Below are 11,568 nucleotides of genomic sequence, written 5' to 3' on the forward strand. Positions count from 1 at the left end.
CCTCGCCCGGTTGCGCGGCGAGGCGGCGCCCTTGCCGTCTTTGCCGCCCGGCAATGACGAGCTGTCAGCCGCGCTGGCGCGCCTTGCCGATGCGGCGGCGGGCCTGCCCGCGCGCGCTTAAGGCTTTTTTTACGCGGAAGATGTGCTAAGCCCCACGGCCATGCGTCAGTATCTGGAATTCGAAAAGCCGGTCGCGGAGCTCGAGAGCAAGATCGAGGAGCTGCGGCGGATGAGTGCGGCCCCCGGCGAGATCAACATCGCCGAAGAGGTCGCCAAGCTCTCCGCCAAGGCGGATGCGCAGCTCAAGGCCACCTACGCCAAGCTGACCCCCTGGCAGAAAGCGCAAGTCGCCCGCCATGCCGAGCGCCCGAAGGCACTGGCGGTGATTTCCGCGCTGATCGAGGAGTTCACCCCGCTGGCCGGCGACCGCGCCTTCGCGGATGACGCCGCCATCGTCGGCGGCATGGGCCGCTTCCGGGGCCAGGCGGTGATGGTGATCGGCACCGAGAAGGGCACCGACACCGAAAGCCGCCTGAAGCATAATTTCGGCATGGCCAAGCCCGAGGGCTATCGCAAGGCCAAGCGGCTGATCGAGCTGGCCGGCAAGTTCAATTTGCCGATCCTCAGCTTCGTCGATACCTCCGGCGCCTTCCCCGGCATCGAGGCCGAGGCGCGCGGCCAGGCGGAAGCCATCGCCCGCTCCATCGAGGCCTGCCTGGACGCGCCGGTGCCGCTGGTGGCGACCATCATCGGCGAGGGCGGCTCCGGCGGCGCCATCGCGCTGGCGGCGGGCAATACGGTTCTGATGTATGAGCACGCGATCTATTCGGTGATCTCACCGGAAGGCTGCGCCTCCATCCTCTGGCGGGATTCCGCCCAGGCCGCCACCGCTGCCGAGGCGATGCGCATCACCGCGCAGGATTTGAAGAAGCTGGGGCTGATCGATGAGATCGTGCCGGAGCCGCTGGGCGGCGCGCATCGCGACCCCGCAGCGGCGCTGGTGACGCTGGGCGATGCGGTGGAGAAATCCCTGCTGGCGCTGCTGGGCCAGACCCCGGAGGCCTTGAAGGCCAAGCGCCGGGAGAAGTTTTTGGCGATGGGCAAGCAGGGGCTCTAGCCCCGGCATTCACGGGGCGCTCTCGCGAGATGCGCCGTTTTTATGGCGCCACGCGGCAAGGCATGGATCTAGCCATTGCTTCGATCCCGAGCGTCTCCGTATTTTCCCTGTTCCGTCAAGGGGTTCACTCGCCTTCGGCGACGCGCGGCAGAGCCGCGCGCCCTTGACGGAACAGGGAAAATACGAAGAAAATCAATGATCGAAGAATGGTGAGCCCTCAATGGAAGAGGCTCAGACCCGGCCCCAGCCCGCCCGCCCACTCAGCAGGCTGAACCACGCCGCCAGCCCCAAAGCCGCGCCGATGATGCCCTGGGTGCCGTTGTAATTCACCACCGCGGCGATGCCGAGGCCGATGGCCAGCCCGGCCAGCACGCGCTTGCCGGCGAAGAAGGCCGCCAAGCCGACGAGCAGCGCCGCCCAGCCGAAGGCGCCGTAATATTGCCCGCTCAGCACCCAGCCGCGCGGCACGCACCAGCCCGGCGCATTGCCGGCCGCGCAGATGCCGACGGTTGCACGTGGAACAATGGCCAACACGCGGAAGGCGAAGGTGCCGCCGCCGACCAGTATCGCCAGCGCCACACCGGCGACGTCACTGACGCCCCACTGCACTATCTTGCGCATAAACCCCCTCCTTGCCGGTTGCTCTAACCGCCCCGGCGCCCTATTGCTGCGGCGCGTCAGTTTAACCAAAGGCCCATGACAGTCCATAGCCCCCAAGGGAAGCCCAAGAGCTTCCAGGACATCATCCTGACCCTGCACGCCTTCTGGGCGAAGCAGGGATGTGTGATTTTGCAGCCTTATGATGTTGAGATGGGGGCGGGCACGTTCCATCCCGCCACCACGCTGCGCGCGCTGGGCCCGAAGCCCTGGAAGGCGGCCTATGTGCAGCCCTCGCGCCGGCCCTCGGACGGGCGCTATGGCGAGAACCCGAACCGGTTGCAGCATTATTATCAATATCAGGCGCTGCTGAAGCCGAGCCCGGACAATATCCAGCAGCTGCTGCTGGAAAGCTACGACGCCATCGGCATCGACCGGCGCAAGCATGATATCCGTTTCGTCGAGGATGACTGGGAGAGCCCGACATTGGGCGCCTGGGGCCTGGGCTGGGAGGTCTGGTGCGACGGCATGGAGGTGACGCAGTTCACTTATTTCCAGCAGGTCGGCGGCATTGCCTGCGTCTCGCCCTCCTCCGAGATCACGTACGGGCTGGAGCGGCTGGCGATGTATGTGCAGGGCGTGGAGAATGTCTACGAGCTGGATTTCAACGGCCAGGGTGTGTCCTACGGCGACGTGTTCCTGCGCGCCGAGCGTGACTATTCGAAGCATAATTTCGAGCTGGCCAATACCGACATGCTGGCACGGCATTTCGAGGATGCCGAGCGCGAATGCATGGCGCTGGTCGAGGGCATGGTCGCGCAGCCGGCCTATGATCAATGCATCAAGGCCAGCCATCTGTTCAACCTGCTGGATGCAAGGGGCGTGATCTCGGTGGCCGAGCGCGCCGCCTATATCGCGCGGGTGCGCAATCTGGCGAAGGCCTGCGCTGAAATCTGGCTTTCCGGTGAGTCCAATGGCTGAATTTTTTCTGGAACTCTTCTCCGAGGAAATCCCCGCCCGCATGCAGAAGGCGGCGAGCGAGGCGCTGGAGGCGATCTGCGCCCAGGCGCTGAAGCCGCTCTCGATTACGGTGCGCCAGGCTTATTACGGGCCGCGCCGCATCGCGCTTGCCGCCGAGATCGCCACCGAGGTTGCCGCCAGCTCGGTTTCCGAGCGCGGGCCGCGCGCCAGCGCGCCGGAGCAGGCTCTGGCCGGCTTCCTGCGCAAGCATGGGGCGGTGAAGGAGGATCTGGTCCAGGAGGGCGAGTTCTGGGTGCTGAACAAGCAGAGCCCGGCGCAGCCAGCGGCGGATTATATCGCCGGCGTGCTGCCGGAGCTGCTGGCGAAGTTGCCCTGGCCGAAATCCATGCGCTGGGGCTCGGGCGGGGAGTTCACCTGGGTGCGCCCGCTGCGCCGGGTGATCTGCCTGCTGGATGGCGCGGTGGTGCCGTTCAAGCTCGGGCCGGTGGAGAGCGGTAACCTCACCGAAGGCCACCGCGTGCACGGGCCGGGGCCGTTTGAGGTCTCCTCGGCCGCGGTGTGGGAGGAGAAACTGCGAGAGCATCATGTCATCGCCAACCCGGCCGAGCGCCGGGCGCGGGTGGCGGAGGGTATTGCGGAGGTTGCCGCGACGCTGGGCCTCAGCGTTGCCCCGGATGAGGGGCTGCTGGATGAGGTGACCGGGCTGGCCGAGTGGCCGGTGCCGCTGATCGGGCAGATCGACAAGGAATTCATGGAGTTGCCGCCGGAAGTGCGGGAGCTTTCGATGAAGATTAACCAGAAGTATTTTGCGCTGCGGGATGAAACCGGCGCCCCGGCCCCGTATTTCGCCTTTGTGGCAAATTTGGCGGCGGATGATGAGGGCAAGGCGATTATCGCGGGCAATGAGCGCGTGCTGCGCGCCCGCCTGTCCGATGCGCGGCATTTTTGGGCGCTGGATCTGAAAACCCCGCTCGATAGCCTGCTGCCGAAGCTGGAGAAGATCACCTTCCACGCCAAGATCGGCACCCAGCGCCAGCGCGCGGACCGGATCGCGGATCTGGCCGAGGAAATCGCCAAACTATTGCAAGCCAATAGCGAGAAAGCGAATTGGGCGAGATTGGCGGGCTTGTGGTGTAAGGCTGATCTCGTTACCGGTATGGTGGGCGAATTTCCTGAACTACAGGGAATCATGGGCGGTTATTATGTTGTCCGCCAGCATCCCGCCCAAGAGACAGCCGCTGCGATCGGCCAAGCGATATCTACCCATTACCAGCCGAAAGGCCCATCCGATGCGGTGCCCACTGGCATCGTCGCGGTGTCGGTGGCGCTGGCGGATAAGCTGGATACGCTGCGGGAATTCTTCGCCGTGGGCGAGAAGCCGACCGGCTCGGGCGATCCGTTCGCGCTGCGCCGGGCGGCGCTGGGTGTCATCCGCATCGTGTTGGAGAATAAGCTCCGGCTGAAGCTGCTGCCGCTTCTGGGCACGGCGCGAGGCGAGCTGTTTAGCTTCATCATCGAACGGCTGCGGGTGAAGCTGCGCGGCGAGGGCAAGCGGTTCGACGTGCTGGATGCTGTTCTTGCCGCCGGTGAGGATGACGATCTGGTGCGGCTGATGAAGCGCGTTGAGGCGCTCTCCATTATGCTCGACAGCGAGGACGGCAAGAACCTCGTCGCCGCCTATAAGCGCGCGGCGAATATCCTGCGCATCGAAAATGCCAAGGACGGCCCGCATGACGGGGCGCCCGAGGCCAAGCTGTTCCAGCAGCAGGACGAAACCAATCTGCTCGATGCGCTGGTGATCGAGACGCTAGCAGCGTCCATCGCGCAAGAAGAATACGAAACGGCAATGACGAAACTGGCGGCCATCCGGCCTGCCATCGACGCTTTTTTCGAAAACGTTACGGTCAACGCGGAATCGCCTGATTTGCGCCGCAATCGTTTGCGATTGCTCGCGCGCTTCACCGGCGCGGTCAACCAAGTGGCTGATTTTTCTCGGATTGAAGGGTGAGGAGACCAGGTAATGACGAAATGGGTTTATAATTTCGGCGCTGGCGTGAATGACGGCAACGCTTCGCTCCGCAACCTTCTGGGCGGCAAGGGGGCGAACCTGGCCGAGATGGCAAGCATCGATCTGCCGGTGCCGCCGGGCTTCACCATCACCACCGAAGTCTGCACCGCCTATTACGAGAATGACCGCAACTATCCCGCCGATTTGAAGGCGCAGGTGGATGCCGCGCTGGCCCGCATCGAGCAGGCGGTGGAGCGCAAATTCGGCGACAAGGACAAGCCGCTGCTGGTCTCCGTGCGCTCGGGCGCGCGCGTCTCCATGCCGGGCATGATGGATACCGTGCTCAATCTCGGCCTGAATGACGACACCGTGCTCGGCCTGGCGAAAGCCTCCGGGGATGAGCGTTTCGCCTGGGACAGCTACCGCCGCTTCATCCAGATGTACGGCTCCGTCGTGCTCAATGTCGATCATCACCGCTTCGAGGAAATCATCGAGCAGGTGAAGCTGGATGCCGACGTGACCGAGGACACCGCGCTGACCCCGGCCCATTGGCAGGACGTGGTCGAGGGCTACAAGAAGATGGTGCAGGAAGAGCTGGACCGGCCCTTCCCGCAGGACCCGCAGGACCAGCTCTGGGGGGCGATCACCGCGGTGTTCGGCTCCTGGATGAACCCGCGCGCCAATGTCTATCGCCGCCTGCACGACATCCCGGCCGATTGGGGCACGGCGGTGAATGTCCAGGCCATGGTGTTCGGCAATATGGGCAATGACTGCGCCACCGGCGTCTGCTTCACCCGCGACCCCTCCACCGGCCTCAATGAATTCTATGGCGAGTATCTGGTGAATGCGCAGGGCGAGGACGTGGTGGCGGGCATCCGCACCCCGCGCCCGCTCTCCAACGCCTATGCCAAGCCGGGCGAGGTCTCCATGGAGGACGCGCTCCCCGAGGCCTATAAGGAGCTGCATAAGGTCCGCGAAATCCTTGAGAAACACTACAAGGATATGCAGGACATCGAGTTCACCGTGCAGCAGAACAAGCTCTATATGCTGCAGACCCGCGCGGGCAAGCGCTCCGCCGCGGCGTCCCTGCGCATCGCCGTGGAAATGGCGAATGAAGGGCTGATCGACAAGAATACCGCGATCATGCGCGTGAACCCCTCGGCGCTGGACCAGCTGCTGCACCCCACGCTGGACCCGAAGGCGGAGAAGACCATCTTCTCCAAGGGCCTGCCGGCCTCCCCGGGTGCGGCTTCGGGCGCGGTCGTGTTCTCCGCCGATGAGGCCGAGCTGCGCGCGCAGAAGGGTGAATCGGTGGTGCTGGTGCGCATCGAGACCAGCCCGGAAGATATTCACGGCATGCACGCCGCCCAGGGCATTCTCACCACCCGCGGCGGCATGACCAGCCACGCCGCCGTGGTGGCGCGCGGCATGGGCCGGCCCTGCGTGGCCGGTGCCGGCGGCATCTCGGTCGATTACGGCGCGCAGACCCTCTCCGCCAATGGCGTGGTGCTGCGCGCGGGCGATATCATCACCATCGATGGCTCCACCGGCGAGGTTTATGCCGGCGCGATGAAGATGATCGAGCCGCAGCTCTCCGGCGATTTCGGCACGCTGATGGAGTGGGCCGACCAGGCCCGCCGCCTGAAGGTGCGCACCAACGCGGAAACCCCGCTGGATGCCGAGACCGCCCGCAAGTTCGGCGCCGAGGGCATCGGGCTGTGCCGCACCGAGCATATGTTCTTCGACCCGGCGCGCATCGGCGCCGTGCGCCAGATGATCCTGGCCAAGGACGAAGCTGGCCGGCGCGCTGCCCTTGCGAAGCTGCTGCCCTTCCAGCGCGAGGATTTCGTCTCGCTGTTCAAGATCATGGAAGGTCTGCCGGTCACCATCCGCCTGCTCGACCCGCCTTTGCATGAATTCCTGCCGCATGGCGAGGCGGAGATGCAGGAGGTGGCGGATGCGCTGGGGGTCGATATCGCGGTGATCCGCGCGCGTGGCGAGGAGCTGTCCGAAGCCAACCCGATGCTCGGCCATCGCGGTTGCCGCCTGGGTGTGACCTATCCGGAAATCTACGAGATGCAGGCCCGGGCCATTTTCGAGGCGGCGGTGGAGGTGGCGAAGACCGCCAACGCCCCGGTGCCGGAGATCATGATCCCGCTGGTCGGCACCAAGAAGGAGCTGGATATCACCCGCGCCCAGGTGGAGGCCACCGCCAAGGCGGTGTTCGCGGAAACCGGCAAGACCATCGAATATTCGGTGGGCACGATGATCGAGCTGCCGCGCGCGGCGCTGATCGCCGACCAGATCGCCGAGGCGGCGGACTTCTTCTCTTTTGGCACCAACGATCTGACCCAGACCGTGTTCGGCCTCTCGCGTGACGATGCCGGCAAGTTCCTGCCCTTCTATGTTGAGAAGGGCATCCTGCCGAAGGATCCGTTCGTCTCCATCGATGTCGATGGCGTGGGCGGACTGGTGAAGATCGCCGCCGAGAAGGGCCGGGGCAAGAAGGCCGGGCTGAAGCTGGGCATCTGCGGCGAGCATGGCGGCGATCCGGCCTCCATCTCCTTCTGCGAGAGCGTCGGGCTGGATTATGTCTCCTGCTCGCCCTACCGCGTGCCGGTGGCCCGTCTGGCCGCCGCCCAGGCGGCGATCGAGGTCAAGGAGACCCATTTCCGCGACAAATAAGCGCGGAAACTCTTTCAACGAAAAAGGCCGGGAGCGATCCCGGCCTTTTTTACGCGGTTATGGCGAGGCCTTGCCGTCCAGCTCCGGCACATGGCAGCCCGGCTCCACCTTGCCGGTGAATTTTGGCCAGACCTGCGTCTCGCCCAGCACCGGCACGCCGATATAGCCATGCAGATCCAGATTGCCCTTGGCGTCGAACTTCACCATGGTACGATAGACATTGCCGTTGCGCGGGTCCTGCAGCACGCCTTTCCAGCGCGGGGTGCCGTCATCGGTCTTGCCGTCCGGGGCGACGCGCAGCATCAGGAAGCCGCATTGCGGCTGGCCGCGCCAGTCGGTCGGCATCGCATCGCCCGGATGGTCGAGCGCGATGCCGGCCATGAAACCGCAGAGATCATCGCCGCATTGCGAGATTTCCAGCACGATCTCGTGGCCGGAGGAGACCCAGTAGCCAGGGGTGAAGTCCGAAGCTGCGGCGGGCAGGGCGCTGCCGGCCAGCATTGCGCCAGCCAGCAGCATCCCACGACAGAAAGAAAGACAGAAAGAAAAAGCTCCCAGACGGTGCCCCTTGTTGAGGCTTGCCGACAGGAACTTTCTAACAAATCCGGCCGTGTCAGGAATAGTGTTTCCTCGCCAAGGCGCTGTCATTTTTGATACCTGTTGCAAGAAAGCTGCATTGGTCAGAAAGGGTTTCAAAAACTATCCTTCGCCGCGCGCAATTTCGCGAAGCTTTCCTCGTCCGGGGCGCGCAGGAACGGGTTGGTGGCGCGCTCCTGGCCCAATTTCACCGGCAGGGTGGGCTTGCCCGCCGCGCGCAGCGCCTGCACCTCGGCGGCGCGGGCCTGCAGCGCCGCATTGCCAGGCTCCACGCTCAGCGCGAATTTGGCGTTGGAGGCGGTATATTCATGCCCGGCGCAGACCAGCGTGTCGTCCGGCAGGTCGCCATATTTGGCGATGGCGTTGAACATCTGCGCCGGCGTGCCCTCGAACAGCCGGCCGCATCCCAGGCTGAACAGCGTGTCGCCCGGCAGCAGGATGCCGCCATCGGCGATATAGTAGGAGATATGGCCCAGCGTATGGCCGGGGGTTTCGATCACCCGCAGCCTGGCGCTGCCGAATTCCACCAGCGAGCCTTCATGCACGGAAATATCCAGCTTCGGCAGGCGCTGCGCGTCCGCGCCATTACCGACCACCTGCGGGCGGTAGGCCGCCACCAGTTCCGCGACGCCGCCGATATGGTCGTCATGATGGTGGGTGAGGAAGATGTAATCCAGCCGCTTGCCCAGCGCCTCCAGCGCGGCGACGGCCGGGGCGGCCTCTGCCGGATCGACGATGCCGGTCTTGCCGGAGACACTATCGACCAGCAGCCAGGCATAATTGTCGGACAGCATGGGAATGGCTTGCGCCGTGACGGTCATCGCTCTCGCTCCTTCGCGTTACGTGGTTATATAGGGGCAATGGCGATCGATGCACGAGATGCGGCCGGATTTTACGCAACCGCGCTGGGCCGGCATGTGGCCCTGTTGCTGCGCCAGAAGCTGGCGCGGCTCTGGCCGCGCATGGAGGGGCTGTCGGTTCTGGGCATTGGCCATGCCGGGCCGTGTTTGCATCCCTGGCGGGAGGCGGCGCGCTGCATCGCGCTCTCGCCCAACCATATGGGGGCCGCGCCTTGGCCGGCGGGGCTGGCCAATCTCTCCTGCATGGCCGAGGCGGAGGCGCTGCCCTTTGCGGATCTCAGCTTCGACCGGATTTTGCTGATCCACGGGCTGGAGCAGGCGGAAAACGCCCGGCGGACGCTGCGCGAGGCCTGGCGGGTGCTGAAGGATGATGGGCGGATGATCGTGGTGGCGCCCAACCGGCGCGGGCTCTGGGCCTATGCGGAGAGCACGCCCTTCGGCCATGGCCAGCCTTATTCCGAGGGCCAGCTGGCGCGGCTGCTCACCGGGCTGTTCTTCCAGGTGGAGGCGCAGACCACCGCCCTCTACACCCCGCCGCTGCTGCCGGCCCCGCTCCGGCGGGTGGCCGGGCTGCTGGAAAAGGCGGGCCCGGTGCTGGCGCCGCAATTTGCCGGGCTGACGCTGGCGGAGGTGAGCAAAAATCTGCATGGCGTGCTGCCGGCCGGGCGGATGGCGACGGCGCGGCGGGTGCTGGCCAATGCCGGGTTTTCGCGGGCGGGTTAAGGCGCGGCGGGTTTCGGTGGCGGCCCCAGCAGCATTTCGCCGGGGGGCAGGTCCAGCCTCATGCTCTGGCGCCGGTAGGAGAGGGCGATGCCTTCCTCGGCGAAACGCTTCTGCACCCGGGCATTGAATTCGCGCCGCACCGCCCAGTGCTGGCCCGGCCCGGTGCGGATCTGCCCGGTGAAGACCAGCCCCAGCTCGCCGAAACTATCCAGCCCGAACAGCTGCAGATCGTCGCGCATCATCGCCCCCCAGGCGGCCTCGGCCCGCATCTTCGCCCCGATCTCCTTCAGCAAGGCGCTGACCCGCTCGATATCCTCGTCATAGGAGACCATGACCGAGATCTGCGCGTAGGAGAAATCCCGGGTCTGGTTGGTGACGGTGGTGACCGAGGAGAAGGGGATGATATTGACCGAGCCATCGCCGCCGCGCAGCCGGATGGTGCGCAGCGAAAGCCGCTCCACCGTGCCGGACATGCCGCCGAGTGTCACCACATCGCCCACCTGCATCGCATCCTCGAACAGCAGGAACAGCCCGGTGATGATGTCCTGCACCAGCTTCTGGCTGCCGAAGCCGACCGCGATGCCGACCACGGAGGAGACCGCCAGCAAGCCCGTGGTGTTCACCCCGATGCGCGAGAGACAGATGATCAGCGCCACCAGCACCAGCACGATGCCGATGGCGGCGCGCAGCATCGGCAGCAGCGTGCGCAGGCGCGAGGCCTGGCGGGTCTTGCCGGCGTTGTTCAGCCGCTCGATCCGCGCATCGAGCTGGTAATTGATCGCCTCCCACAGCACGATGGCGATGGCGACGGTGACCAGCACGCTGAACCCGGCGGAGAGCAAGGCGCGGCTGATATTGTTGGTCAGCAGCCAGCCGAACGCATCCACCCCCCAGCCCTGCAGCACCAGCACCAGCACCAGCATGGCGATGACGAAGCGCACGACGAGGCGGATCAGCGGATTATAGGTACGCGCCCGGCCGAGCACGGCGCTGCGGCGGGCGGCGCTGTCCTCATCCGGGAAAATCCGCGCCAGGGCGCGATTGCTGCCCACCCAGGCAAGCCGCCCCAGCACCAAAGCGATGAACACCACCAGCAAGGCCCGCAGCAGCACCACCAGCGCATTCTGCACCCCGCCCGCCCAGGCGACCCAGAGGGCGAGCACATAGAACAGCGCGAAAATATACCAGACCTTGGAAAAGCGCCGCCGCATGCCGGCGAAATAGCTGTCACTCCCGGGCTTGCCGGCGATCCAGCGGCTGATCACGCGCCGGCTCCGCCAGATCGCGAAGGCGACCTCCAGATGCACGACCAGCGCCGCCAGCCGCAGCAGCGCCCCGGCGCCATCCTTGGGCAGGAACAGGATCTCGGCCACCGAGATGATGCAGAAGGCGACGAAGATGGTGATGATCAGCAGCATCGCCCGGCGCATCAGCCATTTCGCATGGGTACTGGCCAGATGCGCCAGCCGCAGGCTGGGGGCGTTGGGCGAAAAGAGCAGCCGCAGCACCTCCTGGGTCAGCCGTGCCGCCAGATAGGCGTTGACGATGCCCACCACCGCCAGATGCGCCGGCCGCCGGGCGATGAGGCCGGAATTGAGGATGAGCTGTTCGGTGATGCCGAAGGCGGCGATCGGCAGCAGCATCAGCAGGAATTTCAGCAGCGCGAAGCCGAAGCGCCGGCTCCAGGCGCGCAGGCTGGTGCGCCGGGGCGGGCGCTGCTCGCTCTCGCCCTCCTCCGCGCTGGCGAGACCGTCCAGATCCGGTGTCGGCAGATATTCGTTGCGGCGGGGCACCGCCTGGCGGGCGCAAAGTGCGGCGGCGCCGCGCAGTGCTAGCACCAGCAGCACATCCAGCGCCATGCCCGGCACCACCGCGATGGCCAGCGCCATCCCGATGGCCAGCGCATCCGCCCGGCGCTGCGGCGCATTGGCAAAGCCCGCCAGCCAGTGCCAGACCGGCGTCAGCCGGGTGGATCGATGCAGCGCATCGGTAAAATCATC

General features: G+C 65.6%; 9 protein-coding genes. 5 read left to right on the forward strand and 4 right to left on the reverse strand.

What is annotated here, in order from left to right; genetic code table 11:
• The first annotated feature begins 160 nt into the window (after window positions 1-160).
• Window positions 161-1,117 carry an acetyl-CoA carboxylase carboxyltransferase subunit alpha gene (locus tag MXAZACID_RS13005; RefSeq protein ID WP_008494877.1) on the forward strand — a complete coding sequence of 319 codons (957 nt, stop codon included), beginning with the start codon at window positions 161-163 and terminating at the stop codon, window positions 1,115-1,117.
• Between the two features lie 231 nt (window positions 1,118-1,348).
• On the opposite strand, the gene MXAZACID_RS13010 is transcribed toward MXAZACID_RS13005, so the two are convergent.
• Complete coding sequence (locus MXAZACID_RS13010) at window positions 1,349-1,738, reverse strand: hypothetical protein (protein WP_008494878.1); 390 nt, start codon at window positions 1,736-1,738, stop codon at window positions 1,349-1,351.
• A 75-nt stretch (window positions 1,739-1,813) separates the two neighbouring features.
• Here MXAZACID_RS13010 and MXAZACID_RS13015 point away from each other — a divergent pair, with 75 nt between their 5' ends.
• From MXAZACID_RS13015 to ppdK, 3 genes are read left to right on the forward strand one after another with little or no spacing between them, the layout of a single operon-like run.
• Complete coding sequence (locus MXAZACID_RS13015; protein WP_008494879.1) at window positions 1,814-2,695, forward strand: glycine--tRNA ligase subunit alpha; 882 nt, start codon at window positions 1,814-1,816, stop codon at window positions 2,693-2,695.
• Window positions 2,688-4,703: a glycine--tRNA ligase subunit beta gene (gene glyS / locus MXAZACID_RS13020; RefSeq protein ID WP_008494880.1), complete on the forward strand. Its 2,016-nt coding sequence runs from the start codon at window positions 2,688-2,690 to the stop codon at window positions 4,701-4,703. Before MXAZACID_RS13015 ends, glyS begins: the two co-directional genes overlap by 8 nt.
• A 12-nt stretch (window positions 4,704-4,715) precedes the next feature.
• Window positions 4,716-7,388: a pyruvate, phosphate dikinase gene (ppdK, locus tag MXAZACID_RS13025; RefSeq protein WP_008494881.1), complete on the forward strand. Its 2,673-nt coding sequence runs from the start codon at window positions 4,716-4,718 to the stop codon at window positions 7,386-7,388.
• A 57-nt stretch (window positions 7,389-7,445) separates the two neighbouring features.
• Here ppdK and MXAZACID_RS13030 read toward each other — a convergent pair whose 3' ends face one another.
• Together MXAZACID_RS13030 and gloB are read right to left on the reverse strand one after the other, a co-directional pair.
• Window positions 7,446-7,907 carry a DUF2147 domain-containing protein gene (locus MXAZACID_RS13030; protein ID WP_051060363.1) on the reverse strand — a complete coding sequence of 154 codons (462 nt, stop codon included), beginning with the start codon at window positions 7,905-7,907 and terminating at the stop codon, window positions 7,446-7,448.
• A gap of 173 nt (window positions 7,908-8,080) precedes the next feature.
• Entirely contained in the window at window positions 8,081-8,806 is a 726-nt protein-coding gene (gene gloB, locus MXAZACID_RS13035) for a hydroxyacylglutathione hydrolase (protein ID WP_008494883.1), read from the reverse strand.
• A gap of 39 nt (window positions 8,807-8,845) precedes the next feature.
• Here gloB and MXAZACID_RS13040 point away from each other — a divergent pair, with 39 nt between their 5' ends.
• Window positions 8,846-9,568, forward strand: a complete 723-nt coding sequence (locus MXAZACID_RS13040; protein ID WP_008494884.1) for a methyltransferase domain-containing protein — start codon at window positions 8,846-8,848, stop codon at window positions 9,566-9,568.
• Here MXAZACID_RS13040 and MXAZACID_RS13045 read toward each other — a convergent pair.
• A partial coding sequence (locus tag MXAZACID_RS13045) for a mechanosensitive ion channel family protein (protein WP_008494886.1) occupies window positions 9,565-11,568 on the reverse strand: 2,004 nt, incomplete at its 5' end. The genes MXAZACID_RS13040 and MXAZACID_RS13045 overlap by 4 nt on opposite strands.

The sequence above is a fragment of the Acidocella sp. MX-AZ02 genome (assembly GCF_000306035.1).
GTDB classification, from domain to species: Bacteria; Pseudomonadota; Alphaproteobacteria; order Acetobacterales; family Acetobacteraceae; genus Acidocella; species Acidocella facilis.